Source organism: Motiliproteus coralliicola (assembly GCF_003345655.1).
GTDB lineage: Bacteria > Pseudomonadota > Gammaproteobacteria > Pseudomonadales > Balneatricaceae > Motiliproteus > Motiliproteus coralliicola.
Genome location: NZ_QQOH01000004.1, coordinates 31,643 through 54,818 on the forward strand (window position 1 = coordinate 31,643; position 23,176 = coordinate 54,818).

At 52.8% G+C, this 23,176-nt stretch carries 22 protein-coding genes and 1 tRNA gene; 12 read left to right on the plus strand and 11 right to left on the minus strand.

Features of this window, described 5'->3' with window-relative positions:
• The first annotated feature begins 211 nt into the window (after positions 1 to 211).
• Both DV711_RS14060 and DV711_RS19570 read left to right on the plus strand, forming a co-directional pair.
• Positions 212 to 2,167: an acyltransferase family protein gene (locus DV711_RS14060; RefSeq protein WP_114696782.1), complete on the plus strand. Its 1,956-nt coding sequence runs from the start codon at positions 212 to 214 to the stop codon at positions 2,165 to 2,167.
• A gap of 53 nt (positions 2,168 to 2,220) precedes the next feature.
• Positions 2,221 to 2,496, plus strand: coding sequence for a tyrosine-type recombinase/integrase (locus tag DV711_RS19570; RefSeq protein WP_279386519.1), 276 nt, complete (start codon positions 2,221 to 2,223; stop codon positions 2,494 to 2,496).
• A gap of 158 nt (positions 2,497 to 2,654) precedes the next feature.
• On the opposite strand, the gene DV711_RS14070 is transcribed toward DV711_RS19570, so the two are convergent.
• Positions 2,655 to 2,730, minus strand: a tRNA-Phe gene (locus DV711_RS14070).
• A gap of 149 nt (positions 2,731 to 2,879) precedes the next feature.
• Between DV711_RS14070 and DV711_RS14075 the strand changes: the two genes are divergently transcribed.
• The 5 genes from DV711_RS14075 to DV711_RS14095 all read left to right on the plus strand — a co-directional run bounded on the left by DV711_RS14075 (position 2,880) and on the right by DV711_RS14095 (position 8,184).
• On the plus strand, positions 2,880 to 3,443 hold the full coding sequence (locus tag DV711_RS14075) for a D-sedoheptulose-7-phosphate isomerase (protein ID WP_243633836.1): 564 nt from the start codon (positions 2,880 to 2,882) through the stop codon (positions 3,441 to 3,443).
• 29 nt (positions 3,444 to 3,472) lie between these two features.
• On the plus strand, positions 3,473 to 4,924 hold the full coding sequence (hldE, locus tag DV711_RS14080) for a bifunctional D-glycero-beta-D-manno-heptose-7-phosphate kinase/D-glycero-beta-D-manno-heptose 1-phosphate adenylyltransferase HldE (protein ID WP_114696362.1): 1,452 nt from the start codon (positions 3,473 to 3,475) through the stop codon (positions 4,922 to 4,924).
• On the plus strand, positions 4,921 to 5,868 hold the full coding sequence (rfaD, locus tag DV711_RS14085) for an ADP-glyceromanno-heptose 6-epimerase (RefSeq protein WP_114696363.1): 948 nt from the start codon (positions 4,921 to 4,923) through the stop codon (positions 5,866 to 5,868). The genes hldE and rfaD overlap by 4 nt, the downstream gene beginning before the upstream one ends.
• 52 nt (positions 5,869 to 5,920) lie before the next feature.
• Positions 5,921 to 6,931 carry a lipopolysaccharide heptosyltransferase II gene (waaF, locus tag DV711_RS14090; protein WP_114696364.1) on the plus strand — a complete coding sequence of 337 codons (1,011 nt, stop codon included), beginning with the start codon at positions 5,921 to 5,923 and terminating at the stop codon, positions 6,929 to 6,931.
• Positions 6,932 to 7,071: 140 nt separating this feature from the next.
• Entirely contained in the window at positions 7,072 to 8,184 is a 1,113-nt protein-coding gene (locus DV711_RS14095) for an O-antigen ligase family protein (protein ID WP_165840124.1), read from the plus strand.
• On the opposite strand, the gene DV711_RS14100 is transcribed toward DV711_RS14095, so the two are convergent.
• The 8 genes from DV711_RS14100 to DV711_RS14135 all read right to left on the minus strand — a co-directional run bounded on the left by DV711_RS14100 (position 8,173) and on the right by DV711_RS14135 (position 17,207).
• On the minus strand, positions 8,173 to 9,213 hold the full coding sequence (locus DV711_RS14100) for a glycosyltransferase family 4 protein (protein ID WP_114696366.1): 1,041 nt from the start codon (positions 9,211 to 9,213) through the stop codon (positions 8,173 to 8,175). The two genes, DV711_RS14095 and DV711_RS14100, sit on opposite strands and share 12 nt — an antisense overlap.
• A gap of 26 nt (positions 9,214 to 9,239) precedes the next feature.
• Entirely contained in the window at positions 9,240 to 9,818 is a 579-nt protein-coding gene (locus DV711_RS14105) for a YrbL family protein (protein WP_114696367.1), read from the minus strand.
• A gap of 47 nt (positions 9,819 to 9,865) precedes the next feature.
• On the minus strand, positions 9,866 to 11,239 hold the full coding sequence (locus DV711_RS14110; RefSeq protein ID WP_133297465.1) for a lipopolysaccharide kinase InaA family protein: 1,374 nt from the start codon (positions 11,237 to 11,239) through the stop codon (positions 9,866 to 9,868).
• A gap of 9 nt (positions 11,240 to 11,248) precedes the next feature.
• On the minus strand, positions 11,249 to 12,013 hold the full coding sequence (locus tag DV711_RS14115; RefSeq protein WP_114696369.1) for a glycosyltransferase family 2 protein: 765 nt from the start codon (positions 12,011 to 12,013) through the stop codon (positions 11,249 to 11,251).
• Between the two features lie 66 nt (positions 12,014 to 12,079).
• Positions 12,080 to 13,009, minus strand: a complete 930-nt coding sequence (gene lpxL / locus DV711_RS14120; protein ID WP_114696370.1) for an LpxL/LpxP family Kdo(2)-lipid IV(A) lauroyl/palmitoleoyl acyltransferase — start codon at positions 13,007 to 13,009, stop codon at positions 12,080 to 12,082.
• Positions 13,009 to 14,736, minus strand: coding sequence for a lipid A export permease/ATP-binding protein MsbA (msbA, locus tag DV711_RS14125; protein WP_114696371.1), 1,728 nt, complete (start codon positions 14,734 to 14,736; stop codon positions 13,009 to 13,011). The genes lpxL and msbA overlap by 1 nt, the downstream gene beginning before the upstream one ends.
• A 90-nt stretch (positions 14,737 to 14,826) precedes the next feature.
• Positions 14,827 to 16,095 (minus strand): 3-deoxy-D-manno-octulosonic acid transferase, encoded by a 1,269-nt coding sequence (locus DV711_RS14130; RefSeq protein WP_165840126.1) that lies wholly within the window; start codon positions 16,093 to 16,095, stop codon positions 14,827 to 14,829.
• Positions 16,092 to 17,207, minus strand: coding sequence for a glycosyltransferase family 9 protein (locus DV711_RS14135; protein ID WP_341537594.1), 1,116 nt, complete (start codon positions 17,205 to 17,207; stop codon positions 16,092 to 16,094). Before DV711_RS14135 ends, DV711_RS14130 begins: the two co-directional genes overlap by 4 nt.
• 2 nt (positions 17,208 to 17,209) lie before the next feature.
• Between DV711_RS14135 and DV711_RS14140 the strand changes: the two genes are divergently transcribed.
• The 5 genes from DV711_RS14140 to DV711_RS14160 all read left to right on the plus strand — a co-directional run bounded on the left by DV711_RS14140 (position 17,210) and on the right by DV711_RS14160 (position 20,525).
• A complete protein-coding gene (locus DV711_RS14140) occupies positions 17,210 to 17,917 on the plus strand; it encodes a 3-deoxy-D-manno-octulosonic acid kinase (protein WP_114696373.1) in 708 nt (235 codons plus the stop codon).
• A gap of 171 nt (positions 17,918 to 18,088) precedes the next feature.
• Complete coding sequence (locus DV711_RS14145) at positions 18,089 to 19,084, plus strand: branched-chain amino acid aminotransferase (RefSeq protein ID WP_114696374.1); 996 nt, start codon at positions 18,089 to 18,091, stop codon at positions 19,082 to 19,084.
• Positions 19,085 to 19,193: 109 nt separating this feature from the next.
• Complete coding sequence (locus DV711_RS14150; protein WP_114696375.1) at positions 19,194 to 19,547, plus strand: tRNA-binding protein; 354 nt, start codon at positions 19,194 to 19,196, stop codon at positions 19,545 to 19,547.
• An 81-nt stretch (positions 19,548 to 19,628) separates the two neighbouring features.
• Positions 19,629 to 20,084 carry a hypothetical protein gene (locus tag DV711_RS14155; protein ID WP_114696376.1) on the plus strand — a complete coding sequence of 152 codons (456 nt, stop codon included), beginning with the start codon at positions 19,629 to 19,631 and terminating at the stop codon, positions 20,082 to 20,084.
• Positions 20,085 to 20,108: 24 nt separating this feature from the next.
• Positions 20,109 to 20,525 (plus strand): GFA family protein, encoded by a 417-nt coding sequence (locus DV711_RS14160; protein ID WP_114696377.1) that lies wholly within the window; start codon positions 20,109 to 20,111, stop codon positions 20,523 to 20,525.
• A gap of 24 nt (positions 20,526 to 20,549) precedes the next feature.
• On the opposite strand, the gene astD is transcribed toward DV711_RS14160, so the two are convergent.
• Together astD and astA are read right to left on the minus strand one after the other, a co-directional pair.
• Complete coding sequence (astD, locus tag DV711_RS14165; protein ID WP_114696378.1) at positions 20,550 to 22,022, minus strand: succinylglutamate-semialdehyde dehydrogenase; 1,473 nt, start codon at positions 22,020 to 22,022, stop codon at positions 20,550 to 20,552.
• Positions 22,015 to 23,085 carry an arginine N-succinyltransferase gene (gene astA, locus DV711_RS14170; RefSeq protein WP_114696379.1) on the minus strand — a complete coding sequence of 357 codons (1,071 nt, stop codon included), beginning with the start codon at positions 23,083 to 23,085 and terminating at the stop codon, positions 22,015 to 22,017. Before astA ends, astD begins: the two co-directional genes overlap by 8 nt.
• Positions 23,086 to 23,176 lie beyond the last annotated feature (91 nt).

Sequence of the window (23,176 nt, forward strand, 5' to 3'; positions counted from 1 at the left end):
GGTGTTAGATCTATATACACGCCAAGTCAGAGGTTTGTCGGTTCAAGTGAACTTGCTGTCTGGAAAGGAAAGTTAGTTCTCCAAACGTAGCCCTAGGCACATCAGCGCGAAGATTTCTTCATGTCGAGAAACTTGTTCGCTGATTCCCTAGTGCCCTTCAAAGAAGGTTTTCTGTAGACTTCGTTTTTTCGATGTGGACCAAGTGAACCAAGTGAACCATTACAAACCGACCTATCGTTCTGAAATTGATGGCTTACGAGCTCTTGCTGTTATCCCAGTAATACTATTCCACGCAGGTTTTGAATTATTTAGTGGAGGTTTTGTTGGTGTCGATGTGTTTTTTGTCATCAGTGGTTACTTGATTACATTAATCCTTATCGAGGATATTAAAAATCAACAGTTCAGCATTATTGACTTTTATGAAAGGCGTGCCCGAAGAATATTGCCTGCACTGTTCTTAGTAATGCTGGTATGCATTCCCTTCGCTTGGATGTGGATGCACCCCGTCCAAATGAAAGATTTTTCAGAAAGTCTCTTCACTGTGAGTTTATTTTTATCAAACTTTCTTTTTTGGAGTGAGAGTGGATACTTCGCAGCGACTGCTGAGGAAAAGCCATTGCTCCATACGTGGAGCTTAGCAGTTGAGGAGCAGTACTATCTGTTGTTTCCCATCTTTCTATTCTTGGCGTGGAAATTTGGAAGAAATAAAGTGTTTTGGATGATTATTTTTATGTCAATACTCAGTTTACTACTCAGTGAATGGGCCTGGCGTAATAAAGAGTCTGCCAACTTTTACCTAGCTCCTACACGAGCATGGGAGCTGCTTGCTGGCTCTATAGCGGCATTTATTGTGCAAAATAGAGGCGTAAAAAAGAACGATACTCTTTCGTTCCTTGGTTTATCCATAATCGTGCTCTCTATTCTTACATTTGATAAATCAACACCAATACCAAGCGTTTATGCACTTGCTCCAGTCGCTGGTGTAGTAATGCTTATTTTATTTGCTGAAAAAGATACGTTAGCTGCTCGCATTTTAAGTAACAAAGCTTTTGTGGGCATTGGTTTGATAAGTTATTCCGCCTACTTGTGGCATCAACCGTTATTCGCTTTTGCAAGAATAAGAACCTTAGAATCACCATCGCCACAACTGATGATCTCTCTAGCTATATTAGCTCTAGTGTTAGCTTTCATCTCTTGGAAGTATGTTGAAACACCATTTCGTAACAATAGCTTATTTAGCCGCAGGATGATTTTTTCAAGCTCTCTCGGAAGCATCTTACTGTTCGGTTCAATTGGATTGAGTGGACATTTAACAGACGGTTATCAAGATCTAATGCTTAACTATAAATACTCTCCAGAAGAAGTCACAGAAGCTCGCAAGGTTTTGAGCGCTATGAGTTATGATATGGACAATGAGATGGCTTCCGATCAGTGTAAGTTATGGGCAAAAAACTCTAATCTTTTAAATACCCCCGATATACTTAATTGTAGTGAAAAACATGGTCAAGCTATTGTTATCCTTGGCGACTCTCATGCTATGAATTTGTTCAATATAGTTAGCTTTAGCGATTCATATCCATTTGTTATCGGTATATCTCAAGGAGGTTGCCGCCCTCATGACAATAGAGCCAATTGTCATTATGACGATTTCGATGAATTCTTGAGTAAGAACAAGCCAATTATTAAATCAATTATTTTTCATCAAAGCGGATCTTACTTTATAAAGGACTCTTCTGGAAAAGTAGATAGTCAACGGGCATTTATTGGCGAGTTTGATTCCTTTGAAGATAGAAATATTATCAAGGTGAAAAATTACCTTAATGAAGTTTCATCGAAATATGAAATTAATGTAGTCTGGGTAGGCCCCTTCCTTGAGTATCGTTGGAAGCCACAAAAAAAGTTTTTCACTAATGAATTAAATACTGTTAACCCTGAGTCTATTTTGTTATTTGAGCAATTAGAAATCAATATTGATTCATTGTTAACTGATCAAGAACAATTTCAGTACAAAGCTTATAACACGATATTCTATGAGCCAACAATAGCTTTTGAAAACGATTGTTTTATGTTCAGAGATAGAGACCACTACTCTCGCTGTGGAGAAAGAATTATAAGCAGTAATTTTACCAATAAAATTTTAAACGAAAGGCTGTTAGATAATAATTAAAATTTCAGCTTATTCAATTCAATTGATGAAGGATGAAATAACTTAAAGAGCAAGTGAACTTGGATACGGGAATGGCCTGGATACATGCCGACCAATCCAAGTCACGCAAAGCCTTTGCGGTACCGCTCAACGAGGATGCCCGTTCGGTTCTCATTGAGCAGCAAGGGCAACACCCGGACTACTGTTTCACCTACCAGGGCGAACCGGTAGACCGAACCACCACCAAAGCGTGGTACAACGCACTGAAACGGGCTGGGATCTCAGACTTTCGCTGGTACGACCTGCGACATCTTGGCACGTACAGAACGGAACCAGTCTGCATGAACTGATGGAATTGGGTGGCTGGTCGTCGTTCGAGATGGTTTTACGCTACGCGCATATGGCGGGCGAGCATCTTCGGGAGGCGGCTGGGAACGTTGACGGCACAATCTTGGCACAAGCCAGAAACAACAAAGGCCTGCGTTTAGTTGCAAGCCTTTGAAAGAGATGGTGCCCGGAGGCGGAATCGAACCACCGACACGAGGATTTTCAATCCTCTGCTCTACCAACTGAGCTATCCGGGCATAGGCGCTGATGCGCAAGAGGCGCGTATTTAAGCGGGTTTAGTTATCGCTGTCAAGCATATCCCATAGAAGGAATTCAGGTTTTTAACAGTCCTGTGGGGGCTCTGGTATACTGGGCTCCTTTTTTCAGTCTGCGGAGAGTCCCTAGCGTGATTTCAAGTTTCGAAGGTGCGCTCAAACGTCATCAGGAAACCTTTGAGCGAGTTCAGTCTCTGGGTCCCGAAGTGGTTGCGCTGGCCGAGGCCGTAGTCGAATGTCTGCGCGGCGGCGGCAAGGTGTTGTGGATGGGTAACGGCGGCAGCGCGGCCGATGCTCAGCATCTGGCGGCGGAGCTGATGGTGCGCTATAAGGCGGAGCGGGGGCCGCTGGGCTCGATCGCATTGACCACCGACAGTTCGCTGATGACCGCCCACAGCAACGATTATGAGTTCGAAACCCTGTTCTCGCGTCAAATCGAAGGGCTGGCCAAGCCCGGTGATCTGGTGATCGGCATCAGCACCTCCGGCAACAGCGGCAATATCATCAAAGCGGTGGAACAAGCCCAAGCCATGGGAATCAAATCAGCAACCTTATTGGGTCGTGACGGTGGAAAATTGGCGGGAATGGCCGATATTTCGGTAACCGTCCCCAGCGATGAGACGGCCCGTATTCAGGAAGCCCATATCTTTATCGGCCACTGGTTGTGCGAGCAGATCGATAGCGATCTGGCTTAACGATGGAAACGAATTAAGCGGACCAATCCATGCAGCTCTTTACTCCGGACTTTTCCAGCGCCCGCGTTCTGGTGGTGGGCGACCTGATGCTCGATCGTTACTGGCACGGACAAACCGGTCGCATTTCGCCGGAAGCACCGGTGCCGGTGGTCCACATCAAAGATCACGAAGGCCGCCCCGGCGGTGCCGGCAACGTAGCACTGAATATTGTCGCCCTGGGAGGCAATGCCACCCTGCTATCGCTGGTCGGTAAAGACGAAGCCGCCGATAGTCTGCGGTTACAGCTCAATGAAGCCGGTGTTCAGTGCGAGTTCGAAGAGGTCGAAGGTTCGGATACCATCACCAAACTGCGAGTCATGAGCCGCAACCAGCAGCTGATCCGACTCGATTTCGAAGATGGTTTCGAAGATTACGATCACGCCCATCTGTTGAGTCGTTTTGACCACTGCCTACGAGACTGCGATACGGTGGTGTTCTCCGATTACGGAAAAGGCTGTCTGGATGAGATCCGGGCGATGATCTCCCGCGCCCGTGCCGCCGGCAAGCAGGTGTTGGTCGACCCGAAAGGCACCGACTTCAGCCGCTATACCGGGGCTACCCTGATCACCCCCAACGAGTCAGAATTTGCCGCGGTGGTCGGCTGGTGGCATGACGATAGCGAGCTGGTTGAGCGCGCTCATAGTCTGCGCACGGCCTGTGAGCTGGATGCCCTGCTGGTGACCCGCAGCGAACGCGGTATGGCCCTGATCCAATCTGATCAGGAACTGCATATCCCGACCCTGGCGCAGGAGGTCTACGATGTCACCGGCGCCGGCGATACCGTGATCGGCACCCTGGCCGCCTCTCTCGCCGCCGGTGAAACGATCGAAGACGCCACCCGTCTGGCCAACCTGGCCGCCGGCATCGTGGTCGCCAAGCTAGGCACCGCCACCCTCAGTGCCGAGGAGCTCAACCGGGCGGTACTGGGCGAGGCGGTCGAAGAGACCGGCATCCTCAGCGTCCATGCATTGCAAAAACAGATTCAGACCGCCCGCGCCCGCGGCGAAAAGGTCGTGATGACCAACGGCTGCTTCGACATCCTCCACGCCGGTCACGTGCAGTATCTGGAACAGGCCCGTTCGCTGGGCGATAAGCTGATCGTCGCCGTCAACTCCGACGACTCGGTCGAGCGACTGAAAGGGCCGGAGCGGCCGATCAACCCACTGGAACAGCGTATGGCAGTACTATCCGGGCTCGGCAGCGTGGACTGGGTGGTTCCGTTCGGCAAAGATTCGGTCGATGACACTCCTGCCGAACTGATCAAAGAGCTGTTGCCGGATATCCTGGTCAAAGGCGGCGACTACAAGGCCGAAGATGTCGCCGGCGGCGAGGCGGTGATCCGCAACGGCGGCGAGGTCATTATTCTGGGCTTCCTAGACGGCTGCTCCACCACCAATATCGTCCGCCGGATCCGTACCACCGAGGAGAATCAAGGTTCATGATTATCGTAACCGGCGGCGCCGGCATGATCGGCAGTAACATCGTCAAAGGCCTGAATGATCGGGGCATCACCGATATTCTGGTGGTCGATGACCTGACCGACGGACATAAGTTCTGGAACCTTCAGGATTGCCAGATCAGCGACTATCTCGACAAAGACGACTTCCTGGCCCGACTACAGGCCGGGGAAGCCTTGGGGCCGATCGAGGCGATTTTCCACGAAGGGGCCTGTTCGGCAACCACCGAGTGGAACGGCAAATACATGATGGAGAACAACTACGAGTACTCCAAAGTGTTGTTGCACTACTGCCTGGAGCGCGAGATCCCGTTTCTGTACGCCTCTTCAGCGGCAACCTATGGTAAGGGCGAGATCTTCCGCGAAGAGCTGGCCTGCGAAGGACCAATCAACGTCTACGGCTATTCCAAGTGGCAGTTTGACCAGTACGTGCGTCGGATTCTGCCGCAGCAGCCCAGTTCGCAGGTCGTCGGCTTCCGCTACTTCAACGTTTACGGCCCCCGCGAGCAACACAAGGGCAGCATGGCCAGCGTGGCTTACCACAATCACTGCCAGATCCAGCGAGGCGAAGATCCAAAACTGTTCGGTGCCTACGACGGTTATGAAGCTGGTGGTCAGAAACGGGATTTTGTTTTTGTCGGCGACGTGGTCAACGTCAACCTGTGGTTTATGGACCACCCGGAGCACTCCGGCATCTTTAATCTCGGTACCGGTCGCAGCCAGTCGTTCAAGGATGTCGCCGATTCGGTCATCGCCTACCACGGTAAGGGCCAGATCGAATTTATCGAGTTTCCGGATCACCTGAAGGGCTCCTACCAGAGCTTCACCCAGGCTGACATCAGCAAGCTGCGGGCACTGGGATACGACGAGCCGTTCAAGACCGTACAGCAGGGCGTTGCCGAATATATGAAGTGGCTGCACCAGGCCTGATCGATGCACGCGGAATCAACCCACTACCCCAGATCACACAGGATTTTCCACCATGTCTAAACGTTGGCTGATCGTCGGCCCCTCCTGGGTCGGTGATATGGTGATGTGCCAAAGCCTGTTCAAGCACCTGAAGCAGCAACAGCCAAGCTGCACCATCGATGTGGTGGCGCCGGGCTGGTCATTACCGATCCTGGCACGGATGCCGGAAGTGGAGAATGCTATCGCACTGGATGTGAAGCACGGCGAGCTGGGGCTGAAGAAACGCTGGCAGTTGGGGCTGGGGCTGGTCAAACGTCAGTACAGCCACAGCATCGTGATCCCACGCTCATTTAAAGCCGCCCTGTTACCCTGGATCGCAGAAGTACCCGAGCGTAGGGGATATCGCGGCGAGATGCGCTACGGCGTCATCAACGACATGCGCCTGCTCGACAAGGAACGCCTACCACTGGCGGTACAGCGAATGGTCGCGTTGGGAGACAAGCCAAGTTTGGATCCACCCACAATTATCGATCCGCAACTCACCGTCGATAAGAAGAACCAGCAACGATTGATCGATCAGCATCAGCTGGATCTGAGCAAACCCGTGGTAGCCCTGCTGCCCGGGGCTGAATTTGGGCCCGCCAAGCAGTGGCCGGCGGAGTACTGGGCGCAAGCAGCCGATCAATTGGCCAAGCAGGGCTATCAACTCTCGTGCCTGGGCTCCCCCAAAGATAGAGCGGTGGCCGATGCGATTCAGCAACAGGCCAACTGCGAGCTGCTTAACCTGTGCGGCGAAACCCAGCTCGAGGACGCCGTGGACCTGCTAGCCCTGGCACAACACGCGATCAGCAACGACTCAGGCCTGATGCATATCGCCGCCGCCGTGGGTTGCCACCTGATCGCGATCTACCGGACCACCACTCCCGAATACACCCCGCCGCTCACCCGTAACGCCGATATCCTGCGGGCCGACCTGGGCGGGGATGACAGTCTACTGGCGATTCGAGAGCTGCCGGAAAGCCACTCCCTGGTGGATGTCAGCGTGGACCAGGTCCTTAGCTGTATCCCCTCTAATCCGAATTAAGCGATCCAGAAGAAGTTGCCATGCACGCTGTACTCTCCCAAGGCTTTAACCTTGCACTGATGCTGTTATCAGCCCTGTTGTTGGTGGTGGATCGATCGATCGGCGCCGTTGCTTTACTGATGCTGTTACTGTCGATATCCATGCTGCTGACCCGCCATAACCGCGGCATTAAGCTGAATCAGGATGAGAAACTGCTACTAGTCACCATGTGTATCTACCCACTAGCGGTGCTGATCAATATGCTGGTGCATCAAAATACCGACCTGGCCGATTTTGATATCGCCTCCAGATTTTTGCTGGTGCTACCGATCTTCTTTGCCGTCCGACGCTTTGGCGCTTCAAAACGCTGGTTCTACGCCGGACTATTTATCGGTGCGATAGGGGCGGGCTGCTTTGGCTACTATCAAAAATATATTCTGAACCACATTGTCGCCAACGGCCATGTGCACAAAATCTCTTTCGGTGATCTTTCATTGATGCTTGGTGTATTGTCGCTGACCTACTGCATCAAACCGCAACCTGGGCATTCGCGCCATAAGCTATTGATCCTGTTATCGATAATCGCTTTCGGATTTGGGGTTATGGGTTCTATTACCTCTGGCACTCGAGGGGGCTGGATTGCGATTCCGATTATGCTATGGCTGATTATGCGTGAAGCCATTGAATTTAAACCGTTACGCTTTGGTCTCTATGCCGGTTTTATCGTTGCGACCATCGGAATCTATCAAAGTAACCAACTAGTTAAGCTGAAAGTGGATAGGGCTGTGAACGATACCATCGGCTATTTCTCCGAAGACAATCATATTAAAGGCTCAGCAGGCACCCGGCTTGAGATGTGGCGAGCTGCCGGGATTATGTTCCAACAATCACCAGCCTTTGGCGTCGGTGAGGGGGAATATCGCAATAGCGTTAAGCAGTTAATCAAGCAGAAGCTGGTCGCAAATAATATAGGCTACGGGCATGCCCATAACGAAGTGATGAACACCTTAGCCGAACTCGGGCTTATCGGCTTGGCTGCGCTACTGTTGTTCTACAGCCTGCTGTTGAGGTTCTTCTATCGAATGCGATCCACTGATCTACAACTGGCTACAGCAGGGCTGTTGCTGGTGTTCGGCTATATAGACTTCGGTTTGACCCAGGCGATGCTCAGCCACAATATTACGACCATCTTCCTGGTAACGTTGGTGGTAGCTCTGGCAGGCTGGCTGAGCCATATTAGACGGCGATCAGATCAGTCATCCTCAGAGGCCTAGCAGATCCCGGTATAGCGCCCAGCACTGATTAAACACAACATCCGGATGATACGCTTCTACCGTCTGACGACCACGCTCGGCGATCTGTTCACGTTCGGTAGGTTGCTCCAATAGGCGAACGACAGCATCCTCTAGTGCTTGGCTATCCGCTGGCGGTACCAACAACCCATTAGACTGGTTTTGAATAATATCAGGAATTCCGCCCACCTCTGACGCAATCACCGCCACACCATGGTGCATGGCTTCAAGAATTGTCGACCCAAACCCCTCCATCAGCGATGGCATCAGCAGCAACTCAAAGCAAGCAAGGTAGTCACCCACATTTTGGATCTGCCCTACAAACTCTACATTACTTAATCCCGCCGATAGATGTTTCAACTCTTCTAGATTCGGCCCAGAGCCCAAGAATAAAAAATGAACCTCTGGATGACTGTGTCGAAGCTGCTTTGCCACCTCCAGCGTATAACGCTGACCTTTAAGATCGATCAGAGCCCCTATCTGACCAATCAGCCGCTTACCCGGATAGCGGGCTCGAATCGCTGCCGACTTCTCGGGATCGCTAGGAACGGGAAAGCAAGCCGAAGGAATGATCACCGTTTTATCGATCGCCGCCACCTTAGCCACCTGGGATCGGATTGCTCGACTTAAGCAGATGATCTTCTCGGCATTCTGATAGGCCCAACGTGATGATCGCTTGGCGCTGATCGGATGTTCGACTCGACGACTGATGAGATAAGGTGTGCCCGTCAGCCAACGGTGCAACAAGCCCCAATACACCGCCCGGCCATCGTGGCAATGCACCAGATCAACGCCTCGAGATACTGATGAGAAATGTCTTTGAAGCTGATTCTTGGCTTCTACAACCCTACAACCATATTGTTCACCAAGCTCAGCCAGGGGATTGCCTGGCCGGGTAATCAGTACCTGCTCTATACCAGGCTGCCGGCTCAGAAAACTGATCAGGTTGGCGGTCTGTCTCTCTCCGCCGCCGAAGGCACTGGATAGATTTATATGCAAAATCTTATTCATGAGAACTGACTCTATTATCTCACTTATTATAATCTACTTAACTTTTTATATGTCCTCATTAACTTATTCCACTGCTTATTAGTCTTATTTATTAAAAGCGTCTCAATATTTCTTTGTAGAAAAAACTTAAGACCAAATCTTCTTGCACCAAGACCGTCTACAATAATTAGCTTATTTTTATCTTCCGCTTCTTTTTTCAATAAAACATTCTTTAATGACACATCAACAAATAGTATCTTGTTATCTACAAGATAGTTTTTTAGCGTATCTAACAATATCTCCAACTCGCACTTAGGAAGTGCGCCTTCTTTTATAACATCTTCAAGAGTAAGCTCTTTACTGTTGTCATAATTTGATACCCTATCGAAAACAACACCTTTTCCAAAATTTGTTTCAACCCAACCATAACAACTAGTTATATGAGAAAGATCTACCCTTTTTTTCTCTAAAAGCTTGAAGTAAAAATAATCTAAGTCATTTTGATGTCTTGATTTATTTCCTTTCTTCTCGATTTTTATAATCTTAGAACTATCCATTGGATGTATATAAGAAACTCTCTCATTTCCTTCAGATAAATATAAATCTTCAGTCAACTCTATATGCATTAATTAACCCAGCCCAACCTAATACCTAGAGGAAAAGAATTTCAAACTTAATCTGCATAAAAAGTCTGATTATATGCTTCTTTGAAAGGCGTCAGAAGATGACAATTAGATCTAGAACTCAGCTGCTGATGAATATCAGAGAGATCAGCTGATATTTTGTCTTTTATCCGTTTCCCATACCACTTTGTATTTCTTGTTACAAAAATCAAGGGAGCATTACCATCTTCAGCACTACTGACACAAATATCGGATAGACAAAGATTGCCGTGTATAAAGCCTCTGAGATGAAGTCTTCCGAGTACTTCTCCGAGCCTAGTAATAAGTTCTACTTGTTGATCTGAATTCTCTACAAGCCGTTTCAACACTGTTTCAACAGTTTCTGTTTGAGCTGTTGAATAAATTAAATACTCTTTGTCGCCCTTATATCCACCATCTAGAATCCTAGTCTGATCTATACCACAAACCCTAAGGGCCAGAGCTAGCGAGAAAACCCCTTTCACATTTGAAGGAGCTTTGATAAAGCCCTCTGAAGAGGATATTAGGTGAATATCATTATTATCATGGGAAAGATGTATAAACTCACCCGTTTTAGTAACTTCGCTCCAGTTATCTGGGAGATTCGACCCGCTAATGACCGCATCTATCTCATTCGCTGGAAACACCTCATTAAACGACTGACTAACAAGAGAGTGCTCTTGAATTAAAGATTTTTTTACCAGGAGCTTGCTAAAATAGTCCGGATCACCATCAAAGATGGTCAATATTTGATTCTGCGCATTTTTTCTAAGCTCTTCATAACGCTGTAAATTATGAAGTACGATAGCCCAGTCTTTTGCAAAAGCTCTTCTCTTTCTTAATTTTGTTCTCGAAGCGGTTGCATCTTCAATATCGATAAGAATCACATCATCATTATCGACAATAATATTTGGTCCTTTTGGATCGCCATGGTTAATGCCAATAGAGTGCCAGTGATTAATTAACGAAATCACGCGAGATGACATCTGAAATTTGCTATCTGTGGATACAGCAGGATCAGCAAGATAAGACTTAAACGTATCTCCATCTATACATTCAGTTATGATAAAAGAACTAGCTCTTATAAAAAATATATAGTCTTCAACCACTGCACAAGGAATGATGGTTTTAAGTTCATTCTTATTCAACCAATGAGCTTTATTCCATGTTTTCATGGATCGGCTTTTTTTAAATAATCGCCGTGTAAACCTTAGCCAACTTCCCGGATTATCCCTTCTAGCAATAAAGTTCTTTCCATCAACTTCAATTTTTATGACTGAAGTTGAATGATCATCCTTTAAGAAATTAACTTTAGATCCAATAAAATGTTGATCGATATTTCTAGCAATATCAATCAACATTGAATCAGACTTATATTTTTCAGATACCTTGATTTTCCTTTTCACGAAAAATAATCAGTCTCTTTGATTTGCTGCTTTTTCTTCATGTAACTCGTTGAGCTTAATGTATTTCATATACGCCCGCATCATGGAGGTCAGAGTTACCGTCATTCCATCCAAGCCTTGGAAAATACCACCCTTAATGATCATTTTCCGAATAAAAGCACCAATGCAACTGGTTACTGGTTTAATATTGGATGGTTTTACGCCCCTTTCGTACAAGGCCCAAGCATCTCTTGTTGTAAACCAATCCAGCCGCTGCAACCAGTGAGCATAACTTTCGTAAGTCAAATGGTAGATATGAGAATCAAGCTTCGTAGTCTTTGGCGCTATAACTTTTGAATGCGATTTACGATCGAGGTAATGCGAAGTTGTCCGATTATAGAGGCGAGTAACGTAATCGGGATAAAAGCCTGCGGCTTTAATCCAGTGATTTCCAACATAGCTTTTACGTCTGAATGCATAGGCAGTAGAGGGGTCATCGAGCTTAAGGTTTGCAATAGCCTCCAACATATCCGCCTCAGGTCTTTCATCCGCATCAATCGAGAGAATCCAGTCATTTTTTGCAAACTGTGCACCATAGATTCTTTGGGGCCCATCCCCCAAGTACTTCTGAAGGTAAACCCGTGCCCCCATCTCCTCCGCAATTTGAACCGTTTTATCTTTGCTCAAAGAGTCCACAACTATAATGTCGTCACAAAATGATGAAATGCCTTTTATGCACTCAGCAATATTGTCTTCTTCGTTAAGTGTAATAATGATGCCGGTAATTCGGTTCATGTACTTATCCTTCAGCAGTAGGATTTTGTTGAAGCTGCCATTGAAAGCCGCAGTTCGATTCCTGTATCAGTATTTAAATCCAGGAGTACCTTTGAAGCGTTTGTGTGCCCAAAGGTATTGCTCAGGAACCTGCTTTATTTGCTCTTCAATCACTTGGTTATAGCGCCTGGTATCTGCGATATCATCACCGGAAGGGTATCTATCCCAAGGCGCTAGGATGTCAATACGGTAGCCATTCCCAACTCGAGCGATATTAAAAGGTATCACTAAAGCCTTACCTGCCCGACTAATCATAGGAACCACTGTCGCGGTCCGAGCAGGCTGACCAAAGAAATCAATCAAGGCACTGTTTTTTTTCTTATAGCTTTGGTCCGAAGCAAACCAGATGGTACGTCCGCTACGAAGCAGCTTTATCATCCGCTTGATATTGTCTTTAGGTATCGCCTCTTCGGTGTGCAGATTACGGCCTGCGGCAGTGACATATTCCAGTAGCGGATTGTTCATCTGTCGGTAGACTGCGGCGAAGCTGGCATGAGGGAGCAGCATTCGCGAAGCGATCTCCAGATCAGTAAAGTGCGCGCAAAGCAGGATCACACCCTTGCCCTCAGCCTGAGCCGCTTGCAGATGTTCCAACCCGTTGATCTCTCTTAGTAGCGGCGCGATTTTACGATCACTCCCCCACCAGCTAAGACCAGTTTCAAATAGCGCTATCCCCAGGGCTTCGAAATGCTGGCGGGTCAGTTGTTCATGCTGCTTAGCGCTTTGTTCGGGGAAACAGTGTTCGATATTGCGTCGCGCCACGCTGACTCGCTTCGGTGCCAGATGGTACAGCAGCCTCCCAGCCACCCGGCCGATAGCCAACTGGATTGGAAATGGTAGCATGATCAACAACCGCAACAGGCCCAGCCCCAGCCAGAGCAACCAGAATCGAGGTCCCAGCAAATTCTTGAGAGTTGGGTTCTTTATTCTCCGCTCCCGGGTCCACCTACGCCCCATCAGTGCATCTCCCGATACAGCTGGCGATAGATGCCACCTTTTTCCAGCAACTGCTGGTGGGTTCCCATCTCTTTTACTTCACCCTCTTTCATCACCAGAATTCGATCGGCATGCTCGATGGTCGAGAGTCGGTGGGCAATGATAATCGTTGTGCGCCCTTCACAGAGTTCTTTCAGTGCCGCCTGAACCTGGCGCTCCGACTCATTGTCCAGTGCCGAGGTGGCTTCATCAAGAATCAGCAGCGGTGCATCCTTGTAGAAGGCCCGCGCCAACGCCAGACGCTGGCGTTGTCCTCCGGACAGCAGGCTGCCCTGCTCACCGATCGGGGCTTGAATGCCGCCGTCCAACTTATCGACAAACTCTTCGGCGTGGGCATGCTTGAGCGCTTCCCTGACCCTATTCAGATCGGCCCCCTTGGGATCGCCAAAGGCAACATTGTCGGCCACACTTTCGTTAAACAGGAACACATCCTGATCCACATAGGCGATCTGACTACGCAAGCTACTGAGTTTCAACGTCTGGATATCGACACCGTCGAACAGGATCTGGCCCGACTCGGGCTGGTAGAAACGAGTCAACAGCTGAGTCAGGGTCGATTTACCACTGCCGGAGCCCCCCACCAGCGCCAAGGTCTCGCCCGGATTCAGCTCAACGTTAATCCCCTTGAGCACCGGATCCAGTTCGGGCGCATAACGAAAGTTCAGACCCTGAATCGAAATCCGACCGCTGAACGGCTGCTTCAGTTCATCGCCGCTGTCCGGTTCGGTCGGATGATCCAACAGAGTGAACAGGGTCTCGGCCGCCGCCATCCCTTTCTGGAAAGGTGCGTTGACGCTGGTCAGCGAGCGCATCGGCGCAAACAGCATCCCCATCGCGGTAAAGAAGGCAACAAATTCGCCCGGCGACATCGCCGAATCCCCTTCCTGAGTAGCGGCAAAATAGATCACGCTGGCCAGAGCGATGGCGATCACAAATTGCACCACCGGCGAGTTGGCAGCACCGATCACCACCAGTTTCAGGGTGTTCTGGCGCAATTGGTTAACCACCGGATAGAATTTGGCCTCTTCTTGGGATTCGGCCAGAAACAGCTTTACCAGCCGGTTGCCCCTAATATTTTCTTCCAATCGATGGGTCAAATGGCCCATGTTTTCCTGTAGTAGCCGACTGGATTTACGCATCCTCTTGCTGACCAGCTTGATGATTACCGCGATGACGGGCGCGACGATCAAAATCAACATAGCCAAACGCCAGTTAAGATAGAACAGATAACCCAGCAGACCGATGATAATCAAGGAATCTCGAACCAGTATCAGCCAGACCTTGCTGGCGGTCGATGATAACTGCTCCACATCGTAGGTCACCTTCGAAAGCAGCTTGCCGGTGGTATTGGCGTCCATATAGGACTGCGGCAACTTCTGAATATGGCTGAACAGCTCTATACGCAACTGCATCACTACCTGGGTCGCCACTGCGGTCACCCCCAGCGTCGCTACCACTCGAGCCACACCACGGACGAAGAACAAGCCAACGAAGGTCAGCGGCACCATCACTATGGCATCGGGATCCTTGTCGATAAAGGTCCCATCAATCAGCGGCTGCATCATCGCCGCCACCGCCGGTTCAGTACTGGCAACCACCACCATCGCTATGATCGCAATGACAAATTTGCCCCAGTGCGGCCGCACATAGGTCATCAGACGACCCAGCAGTTCTCTATTGGTTCTCAATCTGATTTCTCAATTAACTGAATGAGATAGCCCGGCCCCTATCGCTAGGCCGAGTAAATGGGCGTGATTCTATCATAGAACCGGATTTGACTAAGGAGCGGACTGTTTTAATGAATCCAGCACCGCTTCGGCCTGCTTTAGCGCGACATCTTGATAGCCCTGCAATCGCTGTCGAGCCGACTCGGCCAACCGGGCTCTCGCTTCGCTATCTGGCATCAACCGAACCACTTGCTCGGCCAATGCCGCTTGATCATCAACCTGAATCAAGCCACCGGCTTCAACAAACTGGCGATTGATGGTCTCAAAATTACGCATATCGGGCCCAACCAGCATCGGACAGCCGCAACTGGCGGGCTCCAAGATATTGTGTCCGCCAACATCGACAAAGCTGCCGGCAACCCAGCACAGATCAGCAGCGGCATAGAACGGCAGCAGCTCTCCCAGACTGTCGGCCAGATAGAGTTGGCAGTCATCGGCTACCGGCTCTTGCTTCGAATCGCTACGCCGCTGCCAACTGAGTCCCGACTGTCGGCACAGTTGCGCCACCGTCTCAAACCGCTGCGGGTGACGCGGCACCAACACCAGCAAGGCATCGGGCTGCTGCGCCAGCAACTGTCGGTGGCATTCCAGCGCGATCGCCTCTTCGCCATCGTGGGTGCTTGCCGCCAGCCACACCGGTCGCTTAGTCCCCAGTATCTGGCGTATAGCTTCACCTTGCCGGGTAATGTCCGAGGGCAGGGGTTGAGCGTACTTGAGATTCCCTCCCAGCCGCAGTTGCTGTTCAGCAACGCCGAGGGTTGAGAAACGGCTGGCGATGTTCTCATCCTGCGCCAGAATCAGGCTGGCCTTGGCTAGGGTTGAGCGCCATAACGCCGGTAGATAGCGCTGATAGCTTCGCATCGAGGACTCGGATAAGCGTGCGTTGGCCAGCACCACCGGTACCTGTTGCCGGGCACACTCAGCCCAGAGGTTGGGCCAGATTTCCACCTCCATCACTAACAGGAGCTGCGGTTGGATCTGATCCAACGCCCGCTTGACCACCGCTTTGCTATCCAGCGGCGCATAGAGATGACGATCTCCAGGGTGGAGAGTCTTGCCGATCTCCTCGGCACCCGTGGCGGTAGTGGTAGTCACCAACCAAGGACCTGTATAGCCGGCGCTACGGATCGCATCGATCAACACTCCGGCCGCTTTGGCCTCGCCGAAAGAGGCGGCATGGAGCCAGATCGGCCGCTGCGGCAGCTCGCCTGGGTAGCGACCCAGGCGCTCACGCCAACGGGCCGGATCCTGTTTTCTTCCCAACCACAGCAGCAACGGTGCCGCCAGTGCCAGCAGCAGCTGATAGATCAACCGACTCAAGCGGAACGCTCCGCCAGTAGACGGTCCATCATCGCTGTCACCTCGGAAACCTGAATACTGTCCATCACATCGGGTTCGCGTACCCGTTTGCCCCAGCTGATCGAATCCACCTCGCAGCCGAACGCTTTCTGAACCTGCGCCGGGTAGGCGTTCACCACCCACTGTCGGCTCAGGTAAGGGCCTGTCCGATCCGGGTTGGAGCTGGCATAGAGCCCCAGCGCAGGGGTACCGGTGGCGGTTCCCATATGCATCGGTCCCGAATCTGGACCCAGCACCAGCTCGGCCCCTTCGATCAGCGCCAGCAGCTCCTTCAAGGAGGTTTTACCGATCAGGTTAATCGGCGTCGCACTGCAAAGTTCACCCAGACGCTCTCCGTAGTGCTGCTCCAACTCGGTGTTTCCGCCGCTCAGTACCGTCCGTAGTCCATATTGTTGCCAGGCATGGTCGATCACTTCAGCATAGCCTTCGACCGACCAGTTGCGGAAGTTACGGATCCGCTGGCTGGAGCAGGGGCTGATCACCAGATAGCGCTGCTCACCGACCAATCGGCGGGCTTGCTCTCGATCTTGATCGGGAATCGGCATCCGCCACTCCAGCGACTCGGCGTCGGCGCCGCATGCACGGATAAAATCCATAAAGCCATCGAGTACGTGCTTGCGCGGGTTCGGGGCGATTTGGCGGTTGGTAAACAAGCGCTGGTTATCCTTGGCCCGTTCGGCATCGAACCCCAAGCGGATCCTGGCCGGAATGCACAGTGACAGCAGGCTGGCCCGCAGCGCCGCCTGCATATGCAGCAACAGATCAAAGCGACGCCCTTTGAGCTTCTTTCGAAGTTCAAGCATCCCCTTGAAACCGCTGCGTTTGTCGTAGACCAGCAACTCAACCCCATCGATGCCGTCCAGCATCATGGCTTCCACCTTGCCTACGATCCAGGTTATGCGACAATCGGGCCACTGTCGCTGCAGCGCTCGAACTGCCGGCAGGGTATTGCAGATATCGCCCAGCGCCGAGAGGCGCAGCACACAGATTGATTCCGGTGCCCGACCAAGCAACGGCGAGATCTTCAACGTCTGATCGGCACAGGTCGTACTGGAGTTAGTACTGGGGTTCACGAATGGGTTTCCAAGTTATTCAACAGGCTGGAGCTACGCTGCTGGTTGCACCGGAACTGGTTGAGCATATTAACCGATCATGGTTCGATCTCAACTGGTGGCGCGGCAATGGCGGCTGGCTCGGCTCGGCACCGGGTCGGGGTGAAAGCCACTTCCTGTGCCATCCGGAGCTGCAGCTGAACCTGGTCTGGCGCCACTATAAGCGCGGCGGCATGGCGGCCCGCTTGAGTGAAGATCGCTATCTCTGGAGCGGCCTAAAGCAGACCCGCGCCTACCAGGAGTTCGAGCTAACCCACCAGCTTCGCAGCCGGGGCCTGCCGGTGCCCCGCCCGGTGGCCGCTGCCATCGTACGCCGCGGCTTAAGCTACCAAGCCGACCTGATCACAGAGCGGCTACCCGATGTGGCGTCGATGGCTGATCGACTGCAGCAATCGTTACGGGATTTCCCCTGGCAGGAGGTCGGCCGTACCATCGCCCGCTTCCATCGAGCCGGGCTCGATCATGTCGACCTAAACCTGAGAAATATCCTGCTCGATAGCCACCAGCGGGTCTATCTGATCGACTTCGACCGCTGCCGACTGCGAACAGCCGAGCCCAGCTGGCAGCAGGGCAATCTGGACCGACTACTGCGCTCACTCAATAAGCTTTTTCCCAATCAGGACCATAGCGCCCACTGGCAGCGGTTGCTCGATGGCTACCACGCCGGATAACAGGTTAGCCGGTGATTCCCTTTTGCCACGCGGCTGATTACAATCAATCCAATACGCCACCGGGCGGCTCCCGCCCCACGAGTTTCACCGGCCAAAGCTGCACCCCACCGGTTATCCCGACTCAGTCATGTGGCTCCATTTAAGAATAATCGATTGCATTGAGGTAGCTACATGTCTGCATTTGGTACCGTTTTCATGCCGAAAATGGCGATCTCCTGGTTTGATGGAACAAGCTGGAGCGAGGCCGAGATGGTTTCCAGCGACAGTATTCAACTACACCCCGGTGCCCACGTACTGCACTACTCCAGCACCTGCTTCGAAGGGCTGAAAGCGTTCCGGCACGAGGACGGCTCCACCAAGATCTTCCGGATGGATCGTAATATCGTCCGTTTCGCCCAGAGCAGCCGTCTGCTGGCGCTGCCGGAAATCGATCCGGACGCCACCGCCAAGATGATCACCGATGTCGTCGCCCACTTCGCCGACGAAGTCCCGGCAGCTCCCGGTTCGATGTATATCCGCCCGACCCATATCGGTACCGAAGCCGCGATCGGCAAGGCAGCGGCCCCGTCCACCAGCTCCTGTCAGTATGTGCTGCTGTCCCCGGTTGGCGACTACTTCGCCGGTGGCGATGCCTGCCTGCGGCTGCTGATCGAAGACGACGGCATGCGTTGCGCCGCCCACATGGGCATGGTCAAGAGTGGTGGTAACTACGCCAGCGCACTACAGCCGATCATGAATGCCCGGGCCGAATTCCAGGCCGATCAGGTGCTGTTCGCGCCCGGCGGCGATGTCCAGGAGACCGGTGCGGCCAACTTCCTGCTGATCGACGGTGACGAGATCATCACCAAGGCACTGGATGAAAGCTTCCTGCACGGGGTGACCCGCGACTCGATCCTGACCATCGCCCGCGACCTGGGGATGAAAGTCTCTGAGCGTCAGCTCAGCGTCGACGAACTGGTTGAGCGCGCCGCCAAGCCTGGCTGCGAAGCGGCCCTGTCCGGCACTGCGGCGGTACTCGCCCCGGTCGGCACCCTGATCTACCAGGGTAAAGAGTTGAAAGTCGGCAGCGGCAGCGTTGGCCCGACTACCGTGAAGCTGCGCCAGACCCTCAACGATATCCAGTGGGGCAAGGCCGAAGACAAGCACGGTTGGCTGACCACGGTTTAACACCAGCCAATCAATACTGTCAAAAACCCCATCGGGCGATCCGCTGGGGTTTTTTTATTGCTCAACTCTCAACGCACAAACTTCAGTTCAAAGATCAAAGGAGCCCACCTTGGAACCCGCCCCCATCAAAGCACCGATCAGCTTCGAGGATTTCGACAAGCTTGATATCCGCGTCGGTACCATTCTGGAAGTCACCGAGGTCGCCAAATCTGACAAGCTGATGAAACTGACCGTCGACTTCGGCGATCATCAGCGCTCTATTCTGGCCGGCATCAAACAGGAACGGGACAACCCCAAAGAGATCGAAGGCAAGCAGGCCCTGTTTGTGGTCAATCTTCCCGAGCGCAAGATGGCCGGCCAACTCTCTCAGGGCATGCTGTTTGATATCGGTTATGCCGATAAGCTGACCCCCTGTCTGGCCACGCCGGAGACCCCGGTTCCCAATGGTAGTCGCGCCGGATAAGACGAATTGGGGGCGAGCTGGATAACCCCCTCCGACCGATTCGGTATAAGCTTCAGGTTCAACTCAGAAAAGGATGCTGTGATGAACCTGATTCGCTCAATCGCCCTAACCCTACTCTGCTCGGCCCCGCTCACGGCCCAGGCCCAGATCTACACCGACGACCTGTCACGCTGTCTGGTCGAATCCTCCACCCATCAGGATAAATTGACCCTGGTACGCTGGATGTTCAGCGCCATGGCGTTACACCCGTCGGTCCAATCGATGGCCTCGATCAATGCCGATCAGCGTGACCAAGCCAACCAGGAAGTGGCCGGACTGTTTATGCAGCTGACCACCGAGCGCTGTCTGCCTCAGCTACAGAATGCGGTGAAATACGAAGGACCTATGGCGATGCAGGCCAGTTTCCGGATTCTGGGACAGGTCGCGGCACAGGAGCTGTTCGCCAACCCTGAGGTCAAGCAGGGCATGGCCGGACTGCAGCAGCATATGGATAACGAGCGCTTGCAACAGGTTCTCAAGCCCCTGCTGTCCCAATAACCCCAGTGATGAGGAACTGAGGCGATGAACCAACCGATCGAAGGCAGCTGCTTATGCGGTACTCTGCGTTATCGAGCCAGTGGTCATCTGGATATCTTTCAGTACTGCCACTGCTCACGCTGCCGTAAATTCACCGGCAGCGCGCACGCCGCCAACCTGTTCGTCAAACCCGAGGATTTCCAATGGCTCAGCAGCACCGAGTCATTGGGGCGCTACGAACCGGCTGACAGCCGCTACTTTGCCACCAGTTTCTGTAACAACTGCGGCTCATCAATGCCCTGGCTCGCCAAAGGCGGCAAGGTGGTGGTGATCCCGGCCGGCACGCTGGATCAGATTCCGGATATCCGGCCTTCGCAGAATATCTTCTGCAACTCCAGAGCCGAATGGTACCGCAGTGCGGCGGAACTGCCCGAGTATGATCAGCTGCCTCCTCGGCGCTAAGTAGTCAGAGCCGTGCCTACAAAGCTAGAGGCTTAATCCCGGCATCATCGAGACCGGCAGCTGCGGTTGTTCGGCCTCCATCGATGCCACCGGATAGGCGCAATAGTCGGCGGCATACCAGGCGCTGGGGCGCAGATTTCCGCTCTGTTTGACGCCACCGAACGGCATCGCTCCAGCGGCACCGGTGATGGGCCGGTTCCAATTGACGATACCGGCACGGATCTGGTCATAAAATTGTTGGTAGCGCTCTCGGCTGTCGCTGATCAAGCCCGCCGACAGACCGAAGCGGGTGTCGTTGGCTATCATCAGCGCCTGATCGAAATCCTCATAGCGAATCACCTTCAGCAGTGGTCCGAAATCCTCCTGATCCCCCGGTTCTGGTACCGGGGTCACATCGATCAGTCCCGGGCTCAGCAGGCCACTGTCTGAGGCCAGGTGCTGTATCGTCACCAAGGACGCAGCCCCCTGTTGTTGCAGCTGTTGCTGGCGACTCAGCAGTCGCAACGCCTGGGCATTGGAGATCACCGCCCCCATAAAGGGCTGCGGCTCGGCATCGTACGCTCCCACCTGCAGCTGCAGCAGAGTACGACCCAGCCGGTTGATAAAATCGTCCCCCCAAGCCCCATCCGGAACCAACAGGCGCCGGGCACAGGTACAGCGCTGACCGGCGGTCAGGAACGCCGACACCATAGAGTCGTGTATGGCCGCATGAACTTCGAATACCTGGTCGATAATCAGCGGGTTGTTGCCTCCCAGTTCCAGGGCCAGCAACTTGCCGGGCTGGTCGGCAAACTGCTGCGCCAGCGCCTGACCGGTGGCAGCGCTGCCGGTGAACAATAGTCCGTCGAGCTGGGGATGTTGCGCCAGAACCTGACCCACCTCGCTGCCGGCGCCCTGAATCAGGTTCAATACGCCGTCGGGCAAGCCGGCTTGATGCCATAGGCCTACCAGCTGTTCGGCGATCCGGGGACAGTACTCGCTCGGCTTGAACACCAGGGTATTGCCGGCGATCAACGCCGGTACGATATGGCCATTGGGCAGGTGAGCGGGGAAGTTGAACGGTCCGAAAACCGCCAGCACCCCGTGGGGTCGATGACGAAGCGTTTCATTCCAGTGACTGCTGGGTCGCTCATAGCTGCGGCATCGTTCATGGTAAGCGTCGATGCTCATGCCGATTTTGCCAATCATGGCCACCACTTCGGTGCGACTCTCCCATAAGGGTTTACCGGTCTCCTCGCCGATATACTCCGCCAACACCTCAGCATGCTGCTGCAACAGTTCCCGGAAGCGCAGAATCGGTTCCAGACGCTGCGACAGCGAGAGTCGGCGCCACTGCGGCAATGCCCGGCGAGCGGCCCAGACGGCGGCATCCACTTGGGAAGTACTGGCGCCATCGGCCTGCCACAGGATCCGGTTGTCGACCGGATTGAGCGACGTGACCAAGCCGCCGTCACCCTTGATCCAGTCTCCTTCGATAAACAGACTCGATTCATTCATGGGGCTCTCCTGCTGATTCAACCTGGGAGCGCTTACGGGTCAGCGCCAACGGCACCAGTCGTAACCCATCGCCAGGCTCAACCTGCAACGCCTCGGCCTGGATACGGCTGAGCTGCAACTGGCCTTCAGGAAAGTAGGGCAACTCGGTCAAGATGCAGCGAAAGCCCTGCAGCCGGGTGTTCGCCAACAGACAAGCCTGCCCCGGCGGTAACTTGTTCACCACCTTGGACAGCTGCTGCCGCTCACTGTAGCAAACACTGCGGATATCGCTGAGCCGACAGATCAGGGTCGGTCCGGCATCGAAGATGTCGACGTAGCCTTCGAAGTGAAAACCCTCATCCTCCAGCATCTTACGGGCCGGGCGGGTATTGCGATGAACTTCACCGATCACCTGCTGGGCACTCTCGGGCAGCAGGTGAATATAGATCGAGTGCTTGGGCATCAACTCGGCGATAAACGACTTATTTCCCAATCCGGTCAGGTAATCCGCCTCGGAGAACTCCATGCTGAAGAAGTGCCGCCCCAGACCTTCCCAGAACGGACTGCCTCCGGCGTCGTTGGAGACACCGCGCATCTCGGCGATAACGCGCTCGGCAAACCGCTCCGGAAACTGCGCCATAAACAGAAACCGGCATTTCGATAGCAAGGTGCCATTGCGGTCACGGCGGTAGGCGGGGTCCAGAAACAGGCTGCAGACCTCCGAGTGACCGGTGTAGTCATTGCACAGATAGAGGGTGTTGAAGCGGTTGTGGATTCCCATCTCCCGCGAAGCATGAACCACCGTGCCGATCCGGTAGTGATACCAGGGATCCCGCATCCCGACCCGAGAACTGATAGCCGTGGTGCCAATCACCTCGCCGGTTTCACCATGTTCGAGTACAAACAGGTAGTGATCGCCGTCGAGTCGCCCTGACGCCAGCTGCAGCGACGCAATGGATTGGTTGATTCGCTGCTCCAGCAGTTCCGGATGCAGCGGTAACGAGGTGAAGCCTGGCCCGCTGAGCTCTGCAATCCGCAGCAACGCGCTCAGGTCATCCCGCTCGATCGGGCGGATAACGTTCACAGGCGCCTCCTTGTTAAGGAGCCTGCCAAGAAGTCCTTGCCAGCGTCTAGCACTTGCAGAAACCGCTTATTCGCAGGTTCCTTAGAAAGCA